General features: G+C 40.5%; 16 protein-coding genes, 1 tRNA gene and 1 riboswitch. Of the genes, 8 read left to right on the forward strand and 9 right to left on the reverse strand.

Annotated elements, in window-relative coordinates; genetic code table 11:
* Nucleotides 1–198: 198 nt before the first annotated feature.
* Complete coding sequence (locus tag JWQ34_RS01680; protein ID WP_299352983.1) at nucleotides 199–1,404, forward strand: recombinase family protein; 1,206 nt, start codon at nucleotides 199–201, stop codon at nucleotides 1,402–1,404.
* A 572-nt stretch (nucleotides 1,405–1,976) separates the two neighbouring features.
* On the opposite strand, the gene JWQ34_RS01685 is transcribed toward JWQ34_RS01680, so the two are convergent.
* From JWQ34_RS01685 to JWQ34_RS01695, 3 genes are all read right to left on the reverse strand, one after another.
* A complete protein-coding gene (locus tag JWQ34_RS01685; protein WP_299352986.1) occupies nucleotides 1,977–3,983 on the reverse strand; it encodes a PAS domain-containing protein in 2,007 nt (668 codons plus the stop codon).
* Nucleotides 3,984–4,234: 251 nt separating this feature from the next.
* On the reverse strand, nucleotides 4,235–5,116 hold the full coding sequence (locus tag JWQ34_RS01690) for an alpha/beta hydrolase (RefSeq protein ID WP_299352988.1): 882 nt from the start codon (nucleotides 5,114–5,116) through the stop codon (nucleotides 4,235–4,237).
* Nucleotides 5,117–5,297: 181 nt separating this feature from the next.
* Nucleotides 5,298–5,370, reverse strand: a tRNA-Met gene (locus JWQ34_RS01695).
* Between the two features lie 145 nt (nucleotides 5,371–5,515).
* Between JWQ34_RS01695 and era the strand changes: the two genes are divergently transcribed.
* Together era and der are read left to right on the forward strand one after the other, a co-directional pair.
* A complete protein-coding gene (gene era / locus JWQ34_RS01700; RefSeq protein ID WP_299352991.1) occupies nucleotides 5,516–6,391 on the forward strand; it encodes a GTPase Era in 876 nt (291 codons plus the stop codon).
* Between the two features lie 120 nt (nucleotides 6,392–6,511).
* Nucleotides 6,512–7,813: a ribosome biogenesis GTPase Der gene (der, locus tag JWQ34_RS01705; RefSeq protein WP_299352993.1), complete on the forward strand. Its 1,302-nt coding sequence runs from the start codon at nucleotides 6,512–6,514 to the stop codon at nucleotides 7,811–7,813.
* Nucleotides 7,814–7,876: 63 nt separating this feature from the next.
* Here the strand turns inward: der and JWQ34_RS01710 are convergent, their stop codons facing one another.
* Entirely contained in the window at nucleotides 7,877–9,457 is a 1,581-nt protein-coding gene (locus JWQ34_RS01710; RefSeq protein WP_299352996.1) for a S41 family peptidase, read from the reverse strand.
* A 112-nt stretch (nucleotides 9,458–9,569) separates the two neighbouring features.
* Here JWQ34_RS01710 and murQ point away from each other — a divergent pair, with 112 nt between their 5' ends.
* The 3 genes from murQ (at nucleotide 9,570) to JWQ34_RS01725 (ending at nucleotide 11,906) form a co-directional block, all read left to right on the forward strand.
* On the forward strand, nucleotides 9,570–10,403 hold the full coding sequence (murQ, locus tag JWQ34_RS01715) for an N-acetylmuramic acid 6-phosphate etherase (RefSeq protein ID WP_299352999.1): 834 nt from the start codon (nucleotides 9,570–9,572) through the stop codon (nucleotides 10,401–10,403).
* A gap of 89 nt (nucleotides 10,404–10,492) precedes the next feature.
* Nucleotides 10,493–11,059, forward strand: a complete 567-nt coding sequence (locus JWQ34_RS01720; RefSeq protein WP_299353002.1) for a hypothetical protein — start codon at nucleotides 10,493–10,495, stop codon at nucleotides 11,057–11,059.
* Between the two features lie 115 nt (nucleotides 11,060–11,174).
* On the forward strand, nucleotides 11,175–11,906 hold the full coding sequence (locus tag JWQ34_RS01725; protein ID WP_299353005.1) for a Bax inhibitor-1/YccA family protein: 732 nt from the start codon (nucleotides 11,175–11,177) through the stop codon (nucleotides 11,904–11,906).
* A 78-nt stretch (nucleotides 11,907–11,984) separates the two neighbouring features.
* Here JWQ34_RS01725 and JWQ34_RS01730 read toward each other — a convergent pair whose 3' ends face one another.
* The gene (locus JWQ34_RS01730; protein WP_299353007.1) at nucleotides 11,985–13,409 is read right to left on the reverse strand and encodes an amidohydrolase family protein; all 1,425 of its coding nucleotides are present in this window, start codon (nucleotides 13,407–13,409) and stop codon (nucleotides 11,985–11,987) included.
* A gap of 122 nt (nucleotides 13,410–13,531) precedes the next feature.
* A riboswitch (SAM riboswitch) is annotated at nucleotides 13,532–13,643 on the forward strand.
* 148 nt (nucleotides 13,644–13,791) lie between these two features.
* Between JWQ34_RS01730 and metH the strand changes: the two genes are divergently transcribed.
* Nucleotides 13,792–17,478, forward strand: a complete 3,687-nt coding sequence (gene metH, locus JWQ34_RS01735) for a methionine synthase (RefSeq protein WP_299353010.1) — start codon at nucleotides 13,792–13,794, stop codon at nucleotides 17,476–17,478.
* A gap of 257 nt (nucleotides 17,479–17,735) precedes the next feature.
* The gene (metF, locus tag JWQ34_RS01740) at nucleotides 17,736–18,689 is read left to right on the forward strand and encodes a methylenetetrahydrofolate reductase [NAD(P)H] (protein ID WP_299353013.1); all 954 of its coding nucleotides are present in this window, start codon (nucleotides 17,736–17,738) and stop codon (nucleotides 18,687–18,689) included.
* Between the two features lie 657 nt (nucleotides 18,690–19,346).
* On the opposite strand, the gene JWQ34_RS01745 is transcribed toward metF, so the two are convergent.
* The 4 genes from JWQ34_RS01745 to JWQ34_RS01760 all read right to left on the reverse strand — a co-directional run bounded on the left by JWQ34_RS01745 (nucleotide 19,347) and on the right by JWQ34_RS01760 (nucleotide 22,173).
* On the reverse strand, nucleotides 19,347–20,132 hold the full coding sequence (locus JWQ34_RS01745) for a Fic family protein (protein WP_299353016.1): 786 nt from the start codon (nucleotides 20,130–20,132) through the stop codon (nucleotides 19,347–19,349).
* A 199-nt stretch (nucleotides 20,133–20,331) separates the two neighbouring features.
* A complete protein-coding gene (locus JWQ34_RS01750; protein WP_299353018.1) occupies nucleotides 20,332–20,973 on the reverse strand; it encodes a hypothetical protein in 642 nt (213 codons plus the stop codon).
* Nucleotides 20,970–21,560, reverse strand: a complete 591-nt coding sequence (locus tag JWQ34_RS01755) for a Panacea domain-containing protein (RefSeq protein ID WP_299353021.1) — start codon at nucleotides 21,558–21,560, stop codon at nucleotides 20,970–20,972. The genes JWQ34_RS01750 and JWQ34_RS01755 overlap by 4 nt, the downstream gene beginning before the upstream one ends.
* The gene (locus JWQ34_RS01760) at nucleotides 21,553–22,173 is read right to left on the reverse strand and encodes a hypothetical protein (protein ID WP_299353024.1); all 621 of its coding nucleotides are present in this window, start codon (nucleotides 22,171–22,173) and stop codon (nucleotides 21,553–21,555) included. Before JWQ34_RS01760 ends, JWQ34_RS01755 begins: the two co-directional genes overlap by 8 nt.
* Nucleotides 22,174–22,194 lie beyond the last annotated feature (21 nt).

Below are 22,194 nucleotides of genomic sequence, written 5' to 3' on the forward strand. Positions count from 1 at the left end.
TTGGTTTATTGAAAACCAGTCAACGTTGCAGCTTTAGTTGATGCAGTATAGTCGGCATGTCAACTGATAATGACTTTAATGAAGAAATACCCTTAATCAAAATAGAGGACATTAAAAAAATTGAACAATTCCAGCACTTGTCCAATGATGAGTTTAAAGAAATTGTTTACAGTATGCACTTATGGGGTGTATTAACTTATGATATATTCAATAAATATAGTGATGGATAACCTACACCTTTTTAAACAGCTACATCCAAAATCAAATATAAAAAGTGCCTTAGAAAACAGGTTAGCTGTAATTTATACAAGAGTATCCACTAAAGAACAAGCGGAAACTAATTTTAGCTTAGAAACTCAAACTATATCATGCAGAGAATATGCTGAACAAAAAGGCCTTACCATTATAAAAGAATTTGGTGGGACTTATGAAAGCGCAAAAGATGATTATAAGAGGAAAGAGTTTCAAAGTATGCTTCAATTTATTAAAGCCAATTCTGATGTTGAGTGCGTGCTTGTAACAACTTATGACAGGTTCTCTCGTACTGGCGCAAATGCCATTGTAATTGCTGAAGAACTTGCAGAGGCTGGCGTTGCAGTAATAGCCACTAAAGAGGACATGGACGTCTCCACTCCTACAGGAAGTGCTATGAGGTCAATTAAGATGATCTTTAGCCGCCTTGATAACGAAGCCAGGAAAGAAAAATCGGTAGACGGTACAAAAAACCTGTTGCGTAAAGGCGGTTGGCCAAAAAGCCCACCTATTGGGTATACAAAAATTGGAAGAGATTTAATTACTGGCGTTAAAAAATCTGTAATAAATGAACAAGGTAAACTAATAAAGCAAGCTTTTATGATGAAAATCTATAAAGGCAAAACTAATACAGAAATTCAACAATGGTTAGCTTCAATGGGTCTAAACATAGATCGTAAGAGGTTGACGGTAATATTCACAAATCCTTTTTATTGTGGAATGGTTGTGGATAAGATGTTGGACAATGAACCTGTAAAGGGAGTACAGGAACCTATGATAACATTGGAAGAGTACTTGATTCTAAGAGGAGTTTCCAAAGAGTATCTGAATTCTACAAATAAAAAAAATGACGAAAGCTTCCCGTTAAAGTCGACGTTGCTTTGTGATATATGTAATAAGCCATTAACATCTTATCATGTAAATCACAAGAAATGCAAATACATGAAATGTAACACACATGATTGTAATGTAAATGTGAATGTGAATCACCTGCATTCTAAGTTTTTGAATTTATTACATGAGTATCAGATCAAAGCCGAATTGATTGAGCCATTAAAGAAACAGCTGAGACTAACATTTATGTATTTAAATAAGTCTCAAAAGGAAATTGAACACCAAATAGCAAAAAACCTTAGAAGGCAAAGAAAATGAACATCGTGTTATAAAAAGAAGATTTGCAATTGGGGATATAGATAAAAGTATCTATGATTCTGTTTCGGATGAAATTCTAAAGGAAATTGCTGCGTTAAAAGTCGAACACCATAAGGTAAATAGACAGTTATCGAACCTCGATAGATATATTGACTTCTCAATAGAAATAAGCTCTAATATGCAGAGGATATGGGAGTTAGGGGACTTAAGAAAACGTCAAAACCTTCAAAAACTTGTCTTTCCAGATGGGATAACTTATAATAAGAAAACAGACACTTATCGAACCTTGAAAATCAATAGCTTTTTTAGCTCAATTAGCTCATTATCAGCAATTTATAAAAATGAAAAAACGAGACAACTCAGTGAAACTACTGATTTGTCTCGTTTGGTGGACGGAACGGGACAAATCTCGAACTTTTTGGAGGATATACAAAGCATATTACAGACTAAGGGTTTTTATTAATATTGACGGGCATAAACTATTAGATTCTGTTAAGAGATATAGGAAATAGCTATAACGTAGTTTTAGTATTCAGGCAATAGTACCACTACAGAAAACGTTCGGAAAAGTGTCAGCTGAATAAAGAATTTCGTTTATCAATCGAGGAAGAAAAATCAATGTCAATCTTATTGTTGTCTTTTTTTTCATTATACGAACGATCCAACTCATAAATGAAATCGTCCATTTCTTTACAAATAAGATACAGTTTTTGGGAATAATCTTTAATCTCGTTTTCTGTAAGATCACTATCAGTAATAATTTTGGTTAAGCCAAGCATGGTCGAAATAGGCCTGCGAATTACATGGCTGATATCAAAAATGATCTGTTCAATTGAGGCAATGTAATCAACAAGCGGAGTAATGTCGCTAGTTGCGCCATACCACACAATTTTTCCATCCTTGTTACTTTCGGGAACCGCTTGAAACCACCGCCATCTGGTGTATCCATTTATTACCACCCTATATTGCAGGCTGAGCATCGACTGTGTTCTAAAAGCTTCTTTCATTGCCAGGTTAAACTTCATTTTATCATCTTCATGCAAAATTTCCCTTATTTTTTGAGGATCATCAGAAAGATCCTGAATGATATAATTATGGTTAAATCCTTCAGTTCCCCGGTTCATAAAGATCATATTAGATCGCCCGTTTTCCTCTATTTCAAACATGTAGGAATTGCAGGGGATGTGGCTGGTGATTCTTCTTAATATTTGCTCACTTTCTCTGATTTTTTCCTCTGCTTCTTTACGTTCGGTAATATCCTGGTTAATCGAAAGGTATTGATAAACTTGTCCATGCTCATCTAAAAACGGAACGATGGCCGTGTCTACCCAATACAAATTGCCATCTTTTGCCCTGTTGCAAAATTCTCCCCTGAAGGGCTTGCCATTTTGCATAGCTACTGCCAATTCATCGAAATATCCCGGAGAATGATAATCCGACCAAATGATACTATGGGGTTTATTCAGCAGTTCAGCAGCGTTATACTTGCTTGCTTTGGCAAAATTGTCGTTGACGAAAGTAAAACAACCATCTGTCCCCGATATAGCTACAATAGAAGCTATATCTAAAGCGAATTTGTAATCACGGAGTTCGGTGGTGCGCTCCTTGCGCTCTAGATCAATTTTGAGCATTTCCAGCAGCATGTTGATCAGGCTCCGTTCCTCTTTGAGAAACGGCCCTTCATCCATTTGCGGCGTGGATTGTAAATACATTACTTCAATAGTTATCAGCGTATCCTTAGTAGTCTTTGTTTCGCCCTGAATGCGGTATCCAGAAGGTTTATAATTCTTCGTAGCGTATTCTATTCCGTCAACGCATATACGGGCAGCTGTAATGCCGGGATATTGCCAGCCGGATGGAAGAACATTAACTATTTCTTGAAACAAATTGCCCCGTAGAGCGCTTTCGTCCTGTAAAATGCGGCTTACTTCATAAAGTGTTTTCAGCTCCTTTACCCGCTCTTCGAGGCTATGAAGGATTTCATCTTTTGCGTTCTCCGCTTCTTCACGCTTACCTATTTCTTTTTGAAGTGCAATCAGTCCAGCGCGCAAGTGATTGGTTGCGTAATATTGTAAGGAGAGAATGGTTCCAAAAGGAATAATTGCGCCGATCCATCGGGTTATTGGATTGTGAATTACGGACGGTTGGGGTAAATGGCCAGTCATTTCCAGGTAAGCAAACCCAAAGTCGGTCGTTACTGATAATAAACCAAATACCATCCCTCCTCTCCAGCCAAGCAAAAACCCGGCTGTTAGAATTACACTCATTTGCGATATAATTCCGGGAGCCATCATACCACCTGCAGAATAACAAGGTATGGTTATGTATAACCACAGCATAATTGTAAGTGTCAGACTTGCCACACGGGTATAGCCAAAATAGTTTAGTGAAAGATTTATTGCAGCGATAAATAGTGAAACGCCCAAAAATGTAAGCCACCTTAGCCAAATTTCCGGAAAGAAATAAAAACCGACAGAAACAATTACCCCGGTTACTACCGACCAAATAATGGTGAGCATAAACACCATGTAGCTCTGATACTGTCTTTCTTTGTCTGGTGTGGAAAAAAAGTTATTCATACAAGTGTTTTAAACAGGTCCATTTTCTTGTAGGTTGTTATATTTCAAAACTAATAAAAAGGAGGGGCTTATAAAGAAGGAAAAATCGTGATGGCTATTTAAATGCAAGGAGGAACGGAATAAATGGACATGGGAGGGTTAGGTAGTGTGTTTATGCCGTAGTTCCTTGCCATGTATCCGTAATCGAGATTACAAACAAATAAGTGCGAAGTAAGATAATTTAGGCAGCAAGATACGTATCTGATCTGTTGTTACTTTAAAGGGGCCTTGCTGTTTGATGCTATAAATTGCCGAATGGCTGCAATGAATTCTGGTCGCTTTCGTGTGTCTTCTTCGCCGCTATGGGTGCCATTTTCTACTATAACAAGTTGTAGGCCAGGTCTCTGCTGTTTTAAGTCCTGAAGACTTAATATGAAGCTATCTTTACTGCCTACAATTCCAAGTGTTGGTACTTTAACAGCGGCGACTTCTTCCGCAGAAATGAGTTGATCGCGGGAAGAGCGTATAATAGCTGCCATAGCAAAACGATCCTCGGCCGGATTAACAAGAGCGACTGCAGACCGCTTTTTAATTTCTTCGTCAGTAGCTTTCGCAGTATTGGGTGGAGCAATCCTTGTGTCAAAGGAAGGACTAAAGCCCAATCGCTCGGTTTCAGAGGCTTCACGTTCAACTATTTCATCGTCATTGGTCGTCCATCTGAACCGTCCTGCACTACCTCCCAGTGTAGCCGTAATAAATCGCTCTGGGTGCAAAATAAGTAATTGCGCGACAATATTTGCACCGAGCGAATAGCCAATAATATGCGCTTTTTCAATACCGAGATGATCCATCAGACGTACTATGTCCAATGCCATTTCTTTTCCGTACTGCTGTTGGGTATGAGGTTTGGCACTCAAGCCGTGGCCTCGCAGATCAAAGGCTACCACCCTGTAGTCTTTAGTAAGGTTTGGGAGTACGCCATTGGCTATCCAACCTTGAAGAGAACCCCCACGACCATGTACCAAAACTATCGGGACACCGGCACCTTGATCAATATAATGAATGTTAACACCGTTCGAATCAAAGTATTTGCCCTGGGCTACTATCGACTGGGTAATTACCAAGCCAAGCATTAAAAAAAATAGTCTTTTCATAAGATTCAATTAGATAGGTCGGTAGCCGGTGCTGTCACCGTGTCGCTAACATACAAAAAAGACTTTCAGATTCCAACCTATAGTGTAATATCTTAGAACGCGAACCTTATCTTTTTGCTCAAGCCTTCACCAACGAAAAAAGCCCTTAGATCATCTCTAAGGGCTTCTTAATCGTCTGAGGTAGCGGGAGCAGGACTCGAACCTACGACCTTCGGGTTATGAGCCCGACGAGCTACCAACTGCTCCATCCCGCACTGTTTTTGTTGGTATTACATAACGGACATAATCCCGAAATGTTTGTTCCAATTAGTAAAAAAGCGTTTTATGCCTCCTTTTAATTGGACTGCAAAGATATAATTCGTTTCTTTGCAGTCCAAATATTATTTTAATTATTTTTCAATGGGTCATAAAGCAGGTTTTGTAAGCATAATTGGTAAGCCAAACGCGGGTAAGTCAACCCTGATGAACGCGCTTGTTGGCGAAAAAATGTCTATCATCACCCCTAAGGCACAAACTACCCGTCACCGTATTTTGGGTATTGTTAATACAGACGAGTATCAAATTGTATTCTCTGATACCCCCGGTATTATTAAGCCACATTATGAGCTGCATGAGCGCATGATGCACCAGGTAGAAGGTTCTATTGTTGATGCCGACCTGATATTGTTGGTAACTGATATATACGAGGAGTACGATGAAGAGGATGTAATTAAAAAACTGGCCGGATCGCAGGCACCGCTATTGGTATTAGTTAACAAGATAGACCAAAGCGATGAGGAGGCAGTTAAGAAAAAGATAGAGTACTGGCAGGAAAAGCTGAATCCTAAAGCGGTTTTCGCTATTTCGGCCCTGCATGATCATAACGTTATCTCGGTAATGAACTTTGTTATAGAGCATTTGCCCGAGCATCCGCCTTATTACGAAAAGGATCAGTTAACAGACCGTAACGACAGGTTCTTCGCGTCAGAAATGATCCGTGCACAGATATTAAAACAATACAAAAAAGAAATCCCTTACAGTGCCGAGGTTATTGTGACCGCGTTTGTTGAGGGCGAAAAGCTGCACCGCATTAGCGCCGAGATAATTGTGGAGCGCGACAGCCAAAAGAACATTATTATTGGGGAGGGTGGTAAAATGCTGAAGATAGTAGGTACCTATGCCCGCCGCGATATGGAAGATTTTTTCCAAAAGAAAGTTTTCCTGGAGATGTTTGTTAAAGTAATACCCGATTGGCGCAGCAAAAAAAACTACCTGAAAAAATTTGGGTACGAATAAATAGTTATGAGTTGTGGGTTATGAGTTTTGAGTATTCGTAATTTTGCAACTGATATTACTGAGTGGTAAAGTTTTTGAGTAGATACTCATAACTCACTACTCAAAACTTACAACTTAAAAATGAGTAACATAGTAGCCATAGTTGGCCGCCCCAATGTAGGCAAGTCAACCTTATATAACCGTTTAACCGAAACCCGCAAAGCTATTGTGGATGACTTTAGCGGCGTAACCCGCGACAGGCATTACGGTACATCCGAGTGGACACACCACGAGTTTACCGTTATTGATACCGGCGGCTACGTAGCCAACTCGAACGATGTGTTTGAGGCCGCTATCCGCGAGCAGGTAGTTATAGCTATCGAAGAAGCATCGGTTATTTTGTTTTTGGTGGACGTTACCACCGGTATTACCGATCTGGATGATGAGATAGCAACCATATTGCGTAAAGGCAATAAGCCAACATTTGTGGTAGTTAACAAGGTTGATAACAATAACCAGCAATCAGACGCTACAGTATTTTACAGCCTAGGTTTAGGCGAGATCTACAATATCTCCTCCATGACCGGCTCGGGCACCGGCGAATTGCTTGACGAAGTGGTTAAGCATTTTGATGAAGAAAAATTAGAAGAAAACACCCGCCCTAAATATGCTATTGTTGGCCGTCCTAACGTGGGTAAATCATCTATCATCAATTCATTGATCGGTAAGGACCGTAACATAGTTACCCCGATTGCCGGCACCACGCGCGATTCTATCCACATACATTATAACCAATACGGTCATGATTTTATGCTGATAGATACTGCCGGTATGCGTAAAAAAACCAAGGTAAAAGAGAATATCGAATTTTACTCGGTTATGCGTACCATTAAGGCTTTAGAAGAAGCGGATGTAGTGATACTGATGATAGATGCTGTTGAAGGTATCGAGTCGCAGGATGTCAACATCTTCCACCTGGCCGAGAAGAATAAGAAAGGCATAATGATTGTGGTAAACAAGTGGGATTTGATTGAAAAGAACAATAAAACCACAAAGGTTTTTGAGGACATGATCAAAGAAAAACTGCAGCCGTTTACCGATGTGCCTATTGTATTTACATCAGTTACCGAAAAACAACGTGTTTTAAAGGTGATTGACGTAGCTAACCAGGTTTACGAAAATCGCGCCCGCAAAATATCAACCTCAAAACTTAACGAAGTAATGCTGCCGATAATTGAACACTATCCGCCGCCATCATTAAAAGGCAAATACGTTAAAATTAAATATATCACCCAGATAGCCGGTACATCGCCCATGTTTGCATTCTTTTGCAACCTGCCGCAATATGTTAAGGAACCGTATTACCGTTTCATCGAAAATAAGATAAGAGAAAACTTTGAGTTTAGCGGCGCGCCTATACAGGTGTGGTTTAGACAGAAGTAGATGTGTAGATAGGTAAATGACGAATGTGCTCATCAAATATCTGCACATCTGCATATCCCCACATTACAAAATTTCCACGGCTTTTTGCACCGCGGGATCATCCGCATTGATAGTCTTAAAATAGGCTTCATCGCCCCATTTAAAGCGGGCCGCGAAAGCTTTAAGCAGGACTTTTATATTTTGTTTGGAGGTAACCACCTCTCGCGGGTCTATGTTCTTTACTGTTTGTGAAGCATACAATATAAAATTACCCAGGTCGGCATCCGTAACAGTGTATTGCTTGAAAAAATCATCGGCAGTGTACTTGTTTAACACTGGTTGCATATGGTCAATCACATAAGCCGAGAAAAGCTGCTTGTTGCTTAGCACACGTATCAGGTAAGTATTTTGTGTGGTATCGGCAGGTACAAAAATATCCGGCATAATACCACCGCCGCTAAATACCTTTCGGCCTGTGGATGTATGGTAATTAGTAGGCTTAATAAAAGCGCTATCCTTTAAATTACTTTCTTCCGAAAATAACTCGCCTTTGCGCATCCGCTGCGCCAGTTCGTTGCGATAGCTCTCAACCCCGTTGCTATACGATTTTTGGATAGAACGCCCTGATGGCGTGTAATACCTTGCGATAGTTAAATTAACTGCCGAGCCATCGCCAAACGGAAATTGCTCCTGCACTAAGCCTTTGCCAAACGAGCGGCGGCCTATAATTACGGCACGGTCCAAATCTTGTAAGGCCCCTGCCAATATCTCACTGGCTGATGCCGAATATTCATCTATCAATACCGCTAGTTTTCCGTGCTGGAAATTGCCCGAGTCTGTAGCGAAATAATCGGTACGCGGGTCATGCACGCCTTTGGTAAAAACTATGAGTTGTTTTTTGGTTAAAAATTCATCAGCCAATGCAGTTGCGGTATTGAGGTAGCCGCCGCCATTACCGCGTATATCCAGTACTAGTTTTTGCATGCCGTCAATTTTTAATTTGATCAGCGCCTTGCGGAAATCAGCATCGGTAGTTGAGGCAAATTTGCTTATTTTGATATAGCCGGTTGTTGCATTAAGCATATAGGCGGCATCCATGCTGCTTAGGTTAACATGAGCGCGTTTTATATTGCAAAACTTAATAGTTTTGCTACCGGCCGGGATTATTGCCATCAGTAATTGCGAATCTTTAACACCTCTGAAAGCTTTTGAAACTTTAGGCACCGTTAACAGCGTGCCCGAAAAATTTTGATGATCTACTTCAATAACCCTGTCGCCGGGCCTAACGCCCGCTTTAGCCGCGGGGCCATTAACGCTAACCTGGGTTATAACCAGGGTGTCGCGCAGCAAAAGATATTCGACACCGATGCCTGTAAAACCGCCCTCCAATCGTTCGTTAATGGATGTAGCTTGTTGCGGGGGTAGATAAAGCGAATGAGGATCAAGGTTTTGCAGTAAGTTATTTACGGTCGATCCCTCAATGCTATCCACATTTACAGAGTCGACATAATTATGCCTAACCAGCTCCAAAACTTTGGATACCTTGTCTTTACTATCGAACGAAATGCCGGTATTAAGGTCGCGATTGGTCATTAATATGCCAATAATAGCACCCAGCAAAAGCAGGATAACCGATCTGAAAATAATACCCGCTGCTTTTTTCATAATTATACTGATACAAAACTACTGATTTGTGTTGATAGCCTGTGTATTTAGTAAATCAATAATTAAACCATATCAGTAATTTTACCGAATTTTGGCAAATAAACATCAAAAAATGCAAACTACAACCGAAAGAGACTCGCACTACAACAACCTTGAACAGATGACCGTAGCCGAGATCCTTCAAAATATAAATAAGGAGGACCAGACTGTTGCCCTATCAGTAAGCAAAGCCATACCGCAAATTGAAAAACTAGCTACGGTTGTAACCGAACGTATGAAAGCCGGCGGCCGGTTATTTTACATAGGCGCAGGTACCAGCGGGCGGTTAGGTGTGGTTGACGCTTCGGAATGTCCGCCAACGTTCGGTGTTCCGTTTGATATGGTGGTAGGTATTATTGCCGGTGGCGATGGCGCTATACGCAAAGCCGTTGAGTTTGCCGAAGATGATGCAGAGCAAGCCTGGAAAGACCTGTCGGCTTTTAATATTACAGATAAAGATGTTGTGGTAGGCATAGCCGCATCGGGCACTACGCCCTATGTTATAGGCGGATTAAAAACTGCTAATCAAAATAAAATTGCTACCGGTTGCGTTGTTTGTAACAGTGGCAGCCCGGTGGCTGCCATAGCCAATTACCCAGTAGAAGTTGTTACCGGCCCCGAGTTTTTAACAGGCAGTACCCGCATGAAAGCAGGCACCGCCCAAAAGTTGGTTTTGAATATGCTAACCACTACGGTTATGATACAATTGGGCAGGGTAAGGGGTAATAAAATGGTGGACATGCAACTATCAAACCATAAACTGGTAGACCGTGCCGCTAAAATGGTAATGGCCGAAACAGGGGTAGACGAAACCACTGCCGCGGACCTGCTAAAGAAAAACGGAAGCGTACGTAAAGCGGTAGATTTTTATAGAAATAATAAGCCCCACCCAAACCCTCCCCGGTAGGGAGGGCTTTAAATGAGGCTTTTAAATAAAACATAGAATAAAACAAAAGTCTCCCCTACCGGGGGAGATTTAGAGGGGCTGAGGGCTAAATGCACGAAATAGAACCATATTATAAATGGAGGGATGACTACATAGCATCAGAAGACGAGTATTCGCCTTTTTATGCTACGCAGTATAATGAGTTTGAATTTGATAAGCAGATCTACAATTACTTGCTGCATCCGCAATGGGATTCGTTTGGGTCAAATACTTTGTATATGAAAGTACTGTATGCCGATTATGACCGTTCTTATGCCATAATAGAGTTTATAGGCGAGTGGAATGATGCCATTAACAATGACATTATGATGCTTAAACGCGAGATCATTGAGTTGATGATTGATAATGGCATCAATCAATTTATATTGATAGGCGAGAATGTACTGAATTTTCATTCGTCTGACGATTGTTATTACGAAGAATGGTTCCAGGATGTAGAGGATGGCTGGATAGCCGGTATCAACTTCAGAGATCATGTAATACAGGAATTTAAACGTAATAATATCGACTACTATATTAACTTTGGCGGTGAGTTGGATGATCTGAACTGGCGCGCATTAAAGCCATTACAACTGTTTAAGAAAGTGGAAGAACAGCTTACTAAAAGACTGAATTAGAGAATCAAGAAATAAGAGCCAAGAATCAAGACAAAGTAAAATCTTGTTTCCTGATTATTAATTCTTGATTCTATTTAAGTAAATTTGTATATCAATTAAAAACAATAATTTAAAAATGGAAAGTAATAATCCAAACTACGTTTACGAAAACGTAACCCAAATAAACGATACTGACGCATCGCGTAAGTTTTTAGCAAATGTTTTTTTATGGATGTTTGTAGCTTTAGGCGTATCAACATTTGCCGCCTATTCTTTTGCAAACACCCCTTCATTGTTGCAACTATTGGTTGATGAATCAACACATCAATTAACCATATTTGCTTATATAGCTATGTTTTCGCCGTTAGCGTTTGTGCTTTTAATTCGTTTTGGTTTAAACAGTATATCTTATCCAATTTTAGGATTGCTATTTATTGCTTATGCGGCTTTAACTGGTATTAGTTTAAGCTTTATATTGCTGGTTTATACAGCAAGCTCTGTTATCAGTGTATTTTTAACTGCATCACTATTGTTCGGTGTAATGGCTGTTGCAGGTTATACCACGAACCAGGATCTAACTAAATTTGGTTCGATCATGATCATGCTGCTATTTGGCATCATCATAGCCAGTTTGGTAAACTTCTTTTTACATAGCACTGGTCTAGATTTAATTATTTCTTACGTAGGTGTAGCCGTGTTTGTTGGCTTAACTGCTTATGATGTACAAAAGCTAAAACGTATTGGTGCCGGTTTAGAATATGGCGATGCGTCTGCAAAGAAATATGCTTTAATGGGCGGCTTAACCCTGTATCTTGATTTTATCAATCTTTTCCTGATGCTATTGCGCGTTTTCGGCAGAAGAAGATAATCAGCTAAAAAAGTTGATCAAAAGAAAAGCCGCCTCAAGTACTTGAGGCGGCTTTTCTTTTGAAGGTATTTATCGAGCCTAATTCATCCCCACATGCCCTTTAACCGAATCAAATATTTGCTGCGAATCAAAACCTACTCCGTTTTTAAACACCAATTCGGTTTTGCGGATATTTTTTATGTTGCTGGTAATGTCACCGCCAATTAAAACCATATCGGCATTTTTGCCTGTGGCTAGGGTGCCTATTTCATTTTGCCGGTTAAGGTAAATAGCGCCATTAAGCGTGCATATTTTTATAGCCTGCTCAGGCGTAAAACCAGCCTCGGCAAGCAATTCAATTTCGCGGTGATTGGAATAGCCCGCTATAACACGGCCGTATCCGGTAGGATCACTACCGGCCAGAAGTAAGCCGCCCATATCATAAAACTGTTTTTCCCATACCAGCTCTTTTTTAAATAAGGCTACCGCATTGCCATCCTTGCCTTGTTGCGCCTGGCAAAGCTTTTCAAGCGGTTCTCTTATTTCTGTTATCAACGCACTTCCTGCATCACCCGGAAAAGCCTCGCGACCGGTAAACGGCTCAAATACAGGTAGGGTTGAAGTAAGGGCTACGTGTTTACTGATAAGATATTGCATTAAATCCTTCATTTTTGCGCTTTTTATCGACAGTTTCAATAAAGATAATTTTTGATTGTAGTCGTTTATTTTATCGGGCACCTTCAAACTATCAAAGTCTGAACTGGGTTCAAAACCATGCTCCAGGTTATCAATGCCCATAGCGGCCGCCTCACGATAGGTAACCGCACCAATATGCCCCGTTACTTTTAAATTTCGTTTATGAGCTTCGGCTATTACAGCCGCCATATCGGCACGTGTGGCATGTACATATACTTTAAAAGAGGTACAGCCACGATCAGCCCAAAAGTTGGCGGTTGTTGCGGCATCCTTAGGTCCATTTATGATATTTAACGAAGGAATGTCATAGTTAGAAGCCTCTTCAAAATACGGAGCAGTAACATCCATATTAGGGCCTATCATTTTCCCTTCATTTATCATTCTTTTTAAATTAAGATCTGTTTGCGGTTCAATACTACCACCGGTTCTGATGGTAGTTGCCCCACCAGCAAAATACAGGCGTGGAAAAGACCATGGCATTTCTGCAATATTAAAATGGCTGCCGGCCATTACTGTATAAAATAGATGTTCATGCAGCATTACTAGTCCTGGGATAAGGGTTTTACCTGTACCATCAATAACCTGTATCCCGGCAGTTAATTTAACCTTATTATAAATACCTACACGCTCAATTTTGCCATTAGTTACAATAACTGTTTGATCGGGCATGGCCGGGTTTCCTGTTCCATCTACAATTTTAACATGGGTAATTGCAAAAGTGGGCGTGTTGATTTTGATATATGCCGCCACATCAGATGCAAACTGTTGCGGGAAACATTTGAACCACAAGCATAAAAATATAACAGTAAGTATGCAGGATTTTTTCATGGTTACAATTTAGTTATTTATAAATAATATTTGATAATAACTTAAATGTCAATTTATTAAATGATGACTAATCACAACAGAAGTGGGCTTGCACTTTACCAAATAATTACGCATCTTTGCGTTGCTTATAGAGAAAGACGGAGGGATTAGACCCTGCGATGTCTTAGCAACCTGTGCTTCACAAGGTGCTACATTCTACTTATCAAGCCAAAAGGCAGATAGGACAGATAAGCGAAAGTCAATTTACTACCCGACTTTTCGATATAAGCACTTTTTAGTATCAAGTAATTAGTATCAAGTAGCAAGATGTTTTTTATTGCGAAGGGATAACTAATAACAAGGAAATACTTGCTACTTGATACTAATTACTTGATACCAACACATGAATATAAAAGAAGAACTAAAAAAACGCATCCTCATCATTGACGGCGCAATGGGTACCATGATACAACGGTACCAATTGACGGAAAAGGATTTTCGTGGAGAAAGATTTAAAGATCATCCGTCAGACTTGCAGGGGAATAATGACCTGCTGAATATTACGCGCCCGGATATAATTAAAGCTATCCATACTGAATACATGGATGCCGGCGCGGATATCATCGAAACAAATACATTTAGTACACAAGTAATTTCGCTTGCGGATTATCACCTGGAAGAGTTGGCTTATGAGCTGAGCTATGAAGGTGCACGTATAGCCCGCGAAGCTGCCGATGCATATACTTTAAAAACACCCAACAAACCACGCTTTGTGGCAGGTGCTGTTGGGCCAACCAATCGTACTGCGTCATTATCGCCTGATGTAAACGACCCCGGTTATCGTGCCGTTACGTTTGATGATTTGGCAAATGCTTATTACGACCAGGTACGTGGTTTGGTTGACGGCGGATCTGATGTTCTTTTGGTTGAAACCATATTTGATACTTTAAACGCCAAAGCTGCATTATTCGCGATAGATCGTTATGCTAACGAAAGCGGTAAACATTTGCCGGTAATGATATCAGGCACTATTACTGATGCTTCGGGCCGTACCCTTTCCGGGCAAACAGTCGAAGCTTTCTGGAACTCTGTAAGCCATGCTAATTTATTATCCGTTGGATTAAATTGCGCGTTGGGTGCTAAAGAGATGAGGCCACATATACAAGAGCTGTCAGAAAAAGCGGATGTTTTTATTTCAGCCTACCCTAATGCGGGCTTACCAAACGAGTTTGGCCAATATGATGAAACCGCGCACGAAACCGCGCACCAGGTTGATGATTTTATGAAAGCCGGGCTGGTAAACATTGTTGGTGGCTGCTGCGGTACAACGCCCGATCATATTAAATGTATTGCTGATAGGGCCGCTAAATACCCACCCCGTCCTATACCCGAAATTGAACCTTTTATGCGTTTAAGCGGACTAGAAGCCGTTACCATTACCCCCGAAAGTATTTTTGTTAACGTGGGTGAACGTACCAATATTACAGGTTCGCCAAAATTCTCTAAACTGATATTAGCCGAGAATTATGAGGAAGCCCTAACCGTTGCCCGTCAGCAAGTAGAAGGCGGTGCGCAGGTTATCGATATCAACATGGACGAGGGCATGATCGACTCGGAAGCGGTGATGGTTAAGTTTTTGAACCTGGTAGCGTCCGAGCCCGATATATCCAAACTGCCCATCATGATCGATTCATCTAAATGGACGGTTATTGAGGCTGGTTTAAAATGTATACAGGGCAAGGGTATTGTAAACTCTATCTCTCTGAAAGAAGGCGAGGAAAACTTTAAAGCATACGCCCGTAAAATATTAAGCTACGGCGCTGCCGCGGTAGTTATGGCATTTGATGAAACCGGCCAGGCCGATTCATTAGAACGCCGTAAAGAAATTTGCCAGCGATCATATAATATCCTGATTAATGAAGTGGGCTTCCCGCCGCAGGATATTATATTCGACCCCAATATTTTAACCGTAGCCACGGGATTAGAAGAACATAACAACTACGCGGTTGATTTTATTGAAGCAACCCGTTGGATAAAACAAAATCTGCCTTACGCTAAAGTGAGTGGTGGGGTAAGTAATATTTCGTTCTCTTTTAGAGGAAATAACGTAGTACGTGAGGCTATGCACTCGGCATTTTTATATCATGCTATACAGGCTGGTATGGATATGGGGATTGTTAATGCCGGTATGCTGGAAGTTTACCAGGAAATTGATAAAGAATTATTAGTGCTGGTTGAAGATGTGTTGCTTAACCGCCGTGACGATGCTACCGAGCGACTGGTTGAATATGCCGATACCGTAAAAAGCAAAGGCAAAGAGATAGTACGTGATGAAGAATGGCGCAAAGGCACTGTTGCCGAGCGTTTATCGCATGCGTTGGTAAAAGGTATCATTGAATATTTAGATGATGACGTAGAGGAAGCCAGGCAGGCCTACGCCAAACCCCTTGAAGTGATAGAGGGCCCGTTAATGGATGGGATGAATATTGTAGGCGATCTGTTTGGCGCGGGTAAAATGTTTTTACCGCAGGTTGTAAAATCGGCCCGGGTAATGAAAAAGGCCGTGGCTTATTTATTGCCATTTATCGAGCTGGAAAAACAACGGGTTATTGACGCCGGCGAAGATTCAAGCCAAAGCCGTGCTAACGCCGGTAAGGTTTTAATGGCTACCGTAAAAGGCGATGTACATGATATTGGCAAAAATATTGTAGGCGTAGTGTTGGCCTGTAATAACTTCGAGGTGATTGACCTTGGGGTAATGGTTCCCGCGCAGCGGATAATTGAAGAGGCCATAAAACAAGAGGTTGATATAATAGGTCTAAGCGGATTAATTACACCATCGCTGGATGAAATGGTGCATTTCGCCAAAGAGATGGAGCGCCAAAACTTTACCATTCCGTTAATAATCGGCGGGGCTACAACATCGCGTATACATGCGGCAGTTAAAGTGGCGCCAAATTATTCGGGTGCTGCTATCCATGTGTTGGATGCTTCAAGGAGTGTGACGGTTTGCAGCAGCCTGATGAACCGCGATACCCGCGATGGTTATATACAAGGCATAAAAGACGAGTACGAAAAAGCCCGCGAAGCGCACGCCAATAAAAAATCTGACAAACGTTTTGTAACGTTGGAGCAAGCGCGTGCAGACAAGTTCCAGATAGACCTGGACAAGGTTGCCCCAAAACCCGCCTTTACCGGCACCAAGGTTTTCGAAGCTTATCCGTTGGCTGATCTGGTACCTTATATCGACTGGACGCCGTTTTTCCATACTTGGGAATTGCGTGGCAGCTATCCAAAGATATTTGATGATAAGTTTGTAGGTGTTGAAGCTAAGAAGCTGTATGACGATGCGCAGGTGTTGTTAAAAGAAATAGTAGACAATAACTTGCTACAAGCAAATGGTGTTATCGGTTTTTGGCCGGCTAACGCGGTTGGTGATGATATTGAGTTGTTTACTGACGAAAGCCGTACACAGCAATTATCGAGAATTCATACCCTTCGCCAGCAATCAGAAAAAGTAAAAGGCGAGCCTTACTATGCGCTGTCTGACTTTGTAGCACCAAAAGAAAGCGGTGTGGCCGATTATTTTGGCGGCTTCGCGGTTACAACCGGGATTGGTTGCGATGAATTGGTTGCCAAATTCGAGAAGGATTATGACGATTATAACAGCATTATGGCCAAGGCCCTTGCTGATAGATTAGCCGAAGCCTTTGCCGAAAAAATGCATGAGCTGGTACGTAAAGAATACTGGGGTTATTCTGCCAGCGAAGAGCTGACAGTTGAAGAACTGGTTAAAGAAGAATACCAGGGTATCCGTCCGGCACCGGGATATCCCGCTTGCCCCGAGCATACCGAGAAGAGAACACTGTTTGATCTGCTAAAAGCCGAGGATAACGCACACATGCACTTAACAGAAAGCTTAGCCATGACACCGGCGGCATCTGTAAGCGGGTTTTATTTCGCGCATCCGCAGTCGAGATATTTTGGTTTGAATAAGATCAGTAAAGATCAGATAGAGGATTATGCGGTTAGAAAAAATATGTCTGTAGAAACTGTAGAACGTTGGTTGGGGCCGAATCTTAATTATTAGCCCCCGACCCTCTAAAGGGGGAGGACAAAAGAAAAATAAAGAAGACTTACGAAGTTTTTAAAACTTCGTAAGTCTAATAATAAAGCGTCATTGCGAGGAACGAAGCAATTTCTACACTTGCTAATCAATGTGCAGGAAGTTTGTAGCATTACGCAATAAATGAAATTTGTCTTATTGATTGTCTATTGCAGAGATTGCTTCGTTCCTCGCAATGACGGCGGTAAAAAAAGAATAGAAAATAGTATACTTGTCACAACATGAAGATTACGCAACATATAGAGAACGCTAAAGGCAAAACGCTTTTCTCTTTTGAATTATTACCGCCAATAAAGGGCCAAAGTATACAAGGCATTTACAATGCTATTGATCCTTTAATGGAATTTAAACCGCCGTTTATTGACGTTACCTCATCGCGCGAGGATCATGTTTATAAAGAGCATGCCAATGGTTTGTTAGAGAAAATAAGCTACCGTAAGCGCCCCGGTACAGTGGCGGTATGCGCGGCTATCATGAACAAGTATAAGGTTGATGCTGTTCCGCATTTAATTTGCGGTGGATTTACCAAGGAAGAGACCGAATACGCGCTGATTGATCTGCAATTTTTAGGCATAGAGAATGTACTGGTTTTGCGTGGTGATGCTCGTAAAACAGAGTCATCATTTATACCAACCCCAGGCGGCCATAATTTTGCTACCGATTTGTTAGAGCAGGTTACTAACATGAACAAAGGCAAGTATCTGCACGAAGATCATGAAGCGGTAAAATCCGACTTTTGTATCGGCGTAGCCGGATATCCCGAAAAGCACTTTGAGGCGCCAAACCTTAAAACCGATTTTAAATATCTAAAGCAAAAAATAGACAATGGCGCTACTTTTATAGTAACCCAAATGTTTTATGATAACAGCAAGTATATCGAGTTTGTAAAAAGCTGCCGCGATAATGGTATTAATGTGCCTATTATTCCGGGATTGAAACCCATCACTTCGTCAAAACAACTCATCAATCTGCCAAAGATCTTTCATATTGATATACCCGAAGACCTGAGTGACGCGGTGCACGCCTGCAAATCAGAAGCCGAAGTAAAAGAGGTGGGTATCGAGTTTATGATTAACCAATGTAAGGAGTTGATAAAAGTTGGCGCGCCGGTACTGCATTTTTATACCATGGGAAATCCCGGCCCTACAAAGCGCATAGCGGAAGCGATATTTTAGAAACAATATAATTTGTCATTCCATACCACCACGTCATTTCGAACGAGGAATGAGTGTGGCAATCGCACGCGTTCAAATAAGCATCGCACCTTTCGCTTGGTGACGCTCATGGCCGCTAAGGCCTAGTTACTTTCCCTTAGATGGAAAGTAACCAAAGATCAAGTCAGACGGAATGCTTCTTTGCGCTCTTGGCCTTTGCCCGGCAGATCAGTTAAAACCACGGGCTGCATAATTTTGCTCCATATCGCTCTTGGCCATTGCCCGGGCAAAAAGACGCTATGCCCTTGCCCCCGCACGGCCCAACTTGTTTTACCTGATCTCACCCGAAGCTGTCCGTCTGACGGAGTTGGACGGCACCAGCACCTTTCCCTACCCGTCATCGCGAGGAACAGCCTGTCCCGATTTTTCGGGAAAGCAATCTCTACATAAGCTAATCAAATGTGCAAAAATGCGTCACGAGTACGCCACGCTTAGGCCTGCGCTCAATGTCATAAAGTTAAGCGATAATATTTTGCGGGATAGCGCCGTTAGGTGCTAAAGCTCGGTAGCAAGACATTATAAAATATTTTAGGCGTGCCATAGGTACGCAACTTCGTTAAGGTCTGTACCAATGGTCATTCTTAACTTAATGACATTGACCTTGCGCCAGCTTTGCACTTAAACAGTAAAAGCGTTAGGCAGCATTAATAAAAAAGGAATGGCTTGGTTATAATTTAACTCGTTGTAAAATATCCCCAGTCTGTTCAAGTTTTTATAATAGTGGTTAACGTTGGTATAATAATTGAGTTCGGTTTGCAGGTACCAGGCTTTGGGGCCAAGTTTTTGGGCTATGAACCATTTCTCTAACAAGCGCGCGGCGCGTCCGTTACCGTCTTCAAAAGGGTGGATGCACACAAACAACAAGTGAATAAATGCTGCGAAATAAAAAACCTCGGCGTGGGTAAGTTGCAGCGTTTTTAGTGTTTCTATATCGGCCCAAAGCAAGTCGAGCTGTGTTGCTACCTCCCCGGGCATTGCAGCCTCAAATTGGATCCGGCCGGTATTATGTTCCATAACCACCATATTGCCCGTACGCAAAGCGCCCTGCTTATTTGCAGGTAACAGGTGTGCGGAAATTAGTTTGTGTGCGGCTAAAAAATTAGCGGCTGTAAATTGGTTTTGCTGTGCAAACAGGTAGGCCTGGTACAGGTCGTCAGGCTTTTGTACCAGGTCGGGCTGATACTCCAGGTTAAGCATTTTATGTTTCAGGTAGCTATCTACCTCCATTCGCTCGCCCTCAATCCGTGACGAGGTTATGGCCGATACCGCTATATAATAACTAAATGTCGCCGTTGATATTTCGGCATCTTTCAAATTATTAAAAGCTGCCTCTAAATTGCTACGGGCCTGTTGCAGGTATTGGGCAAACAGGGTAACGGGTATTATATTTAGTTGTGCTGCCATATACAGGATATGTTAAAGCTAACTAAAGTTTGGAAGTATTAAGGTGGATAGGCTAAAGGGTATAAAGCGGCTGTACCTGGTAAACATCCCGGCCCTGTAGTTATAAACTACAGGCATAATCGTTCGAAGTCGGGAGACTTCGAACAGCAGGGGAATTAAATAGTAATTTTTATATATAGTTTAGTGTACCAAAATGGATTTATACAGGATATACTTCATGATCGGGGTCTATCCAAAGCAATTGCAAAAAACCGAATTGGCGAATACCCCAAATTCTAAAGGTTCCACTTAATCTAAGTGAAAATAATTCATCGCAATCGTCCAGCTTTAATTCTTCTAATCTTTTTTGAGCATCTTTGCATATTTTCGAAACAGACACATTATGATGTTTTGTTTTATTTTGTTTACCAAATTGTTGTCTTTCCAATTCATGCCAATTAAACCCTTCTAGTGATTTTAATTTAGGAATAACTTCAGACCAAAAAATACTCTCGCCTATTGAATTTATGACAATTTTTTGTTCGGTAGCAGATATTTTATTATTAGATTCTTCAATCAAGATGTTTAGAAGGTCATTCAAAGATTTGAATCTTCTTCCTGAAAGCTTATCTATGGCTTTATAAACATCATTATCTAGATTATGGGGTAATTCTTTTAAGAGATCATCATTAAAATCAAATTCTATCTCATTTATAATTTTTTCCAAACCCCATTTTCCATTCATATCAATTTTATTAAATTGCCATGAAGCATAATGGTCTTTTACCAAACTTGGTGAATATTCTTTATTTGGTGATTTTTGTTTAGAAGGTATTATAGATGATTTTGGAATTTTGTTCATAGAGAGCTATAATATTCTGCCATGGATTCATGTGAAATAGCATTACTACCACGCTCCGTTAATGACAATCCGTTTCTTGCATTTCTCCAAGGGGTTTCTAAATGAGTTAACTCAATCAACCACTGTGAAGGCTTATCTCCATAATAGTTTAATACAGAATTAATTGTTTCTTTTTGATTTTCATCTAATAAGTCAGGATTTCCAATGGATATATTACTAATAGTATATAATCCTCTATGATAAGAAAATAAATCTTTTACGACTGGGCCATTAGCCCAAGCCTCTATTTTCTCCGTAAACAAAGGACGTTCATCCCAAACCAATGACCAAGCTTGACAGTAATATAATAGTTTATGCAGCTTCATGGTGGTCATCGCCCCTTTCATTTTAATAATTAAAGCTGCTACGTCAAAAACTGAAACCTTTAAATTAGGTGTAAAAGGTACTTCTTCTTTCCAAAGGACTTTTGGGGCAAAACTATCAACATCAAAATTTAAAGTATTTGTTTTCTCAACATCGTAGTAAACACTAATATTCTTCGAATACGAAACATCTTGTTCAATTTTGTTTTCAGTATTATTATTCATTTTCTAATTCGATATTATATAGTTTATTCAATAGCTCTAAACTGTCGTTTTTAAATTTTACAATTATTCCAGAAGTAAAAATTTCTTTAAACTGCAATAGTGACACAATCTTATAGGTATTATTTATATCCAAAGTGTAAGAATTTGTGTTTTTTATAATTTGAATATTCAGTTCGTAATCATCTTTTTTAAATTTTCTGATTAAGCTACATTGCGCTTCTTCAAAATTTAATTCATTATATGCTTCAATATCTTTAAGCGGAAATAAGTTTGAAAGTTCATCACATGTTTTAGATTCGAAAACAAAGTTTATTCCAAGATCGCTTACCGGTGTATGTTCTAAGTATTGTGAAATTTTTAAAGCCAAATCTTCTATAAGATTAAAAGAACTATCCGTAGAATCTAAAACTGAAAATTGAAGTCTGTTTCCAAATACAGAAACACGAATGTTTTTATATGAGAATCTTGGAGAAGCTCCGGAAGAATTTGTAGGATATTCAACAGTAACAGTTTCACCATCAAATAAATATTTGGATACCCATTCATTAGTAAAAATTGCCAAGTTCCAATTGCCAACGATTACTAATGCAAAATATTCTTCTTTATATTTCATGGTTTTATAGAAAAGACCTTT

The sequence above is a fragment of the Mucilaginibacter sp. genome (assembly GCF_028288185.1).
Lineage (GTDB): Bacteria > Bacteroidota > Bacteroidia > Sphingobacteriales > Sphingobacteriaceae > Mucilaginibacter.

What these genes read in the sequence shown, in the direction of transcription:
- JWQ34_RS01680 (WP_299352983.1), top strand. Translation starts at nt 199, where the DNA reads ATGATATATTCAATAAATATAGTGATGGATAACCTACACCTTTTTAAA.
- JWQ34_RS01685 (WP_299352986.1), bottom strand. Translation starts at nt 3,983, where the DNA reads ATGAATAACTTTTTTTCCACACCAGACAAAGAAAGACAGTATCAGAGC.
- JWQ34_RS01690 (WP_299352988.1), bottom strand. Translation starts at nt 5,116, where the DNA reads ATGAAAAGACTATTTTTTTTAATGCTTGGCTTGGTAATTACCCAGTCG.
- era (WP_299352991.1), top strand. Translation starts at nt 5,516, where the DNA reads ATGGGTCATAAAGCAGGTTTTGTAAGCATAATTGGTAAGCCAAACGCG.
- der (WP_299352993.1), top strand. Translation starts at nt 6,512, where the DNA reads ATGAGTAACATAGTAGCCATAGTTGGCCGCCCCAATGTAGGCAAGTCA.
- JWQ34_RS01710 (WP_299352996.1), bottom strand. Translation starts at nt 9,457, where the DNA reads ATGAAAAAAGCAGCGGGTATTATTTTCAGATCGGTTATCCTGCTTTTG.
- murQ (WP_299352999.1), top strand. Translation starts at nt 9,570, where the DNA reads ATGCAAACTACAACCGAAAGAGACTCGCACTACAACAACCTTGAACAG.
- JWQ34_RS01720 (WP_299353002.1), top strand. Translation starts at nt 10,493, where the DNA reads ATGCACGAAATAGAACCATATTATAAATGGAGGGATGACTACATAGCA.
- JWQ34_RS01725 (WP_299353005.1), top strand. Translation starts at nt 11,175, where the DNA reads ATGGAAAGTAATAATCCAAACTACGTTTACGAAAACGTAACCCAAATA.
- JWQ34_RS01730 (WP_299353007.1), bottom strand. Translation starts at nt 13,409, where the DNA reads ATGAAAAAATCCTGCATACTTACTGTTATATTTTTATGCTTGTGGTTC.
- metH (WP_299353010.1), top strand. Translation starts at nt 13,792, where the DNA reads ATGAATATAAAAGAAGAACTAAAAAAACGCATCCTCATCATTGACGGC.
- metF (WP_299353013.1), top strand. Translation starts at nt 17,736, where the DNA reads ATGAAGATTACGCAACATATAGAGAACGCTAAAGGCAAAACGCTTTTC.
- JWQ34_RS01745 (WP_299353016.1), bottom strand. Translation starts at nt 20,132, where the DNA reads ATGGCAGCACAACTAAATATAATACCCGTTACCCTGTTTGCCCAATAC.
- JWQ34_RS01750 (WP_299353018.1), bottom strand. Translation starts at nt 20,973, where the DNA reads ATGAACAAAATTCCAAAATCATCTATAATACCTTCTAAACAAAAATCA.
- JWQ34_RS01755 (WP_299353021.1), bottom strand. Translation starts at nt 21,560, where the DNA reads ATGAATAATAATACTGAAAACAAAATTGAACAAGATGTTTCGTATTCG.
- JWQ34_RS01760 (WP_299353024.1), bottom strand. Translation starts at nt 22,173, where the DNA reads ATGAAATATAAAGAAGAATATTTTGCATTAGTAATCGTTGGCAATTGG.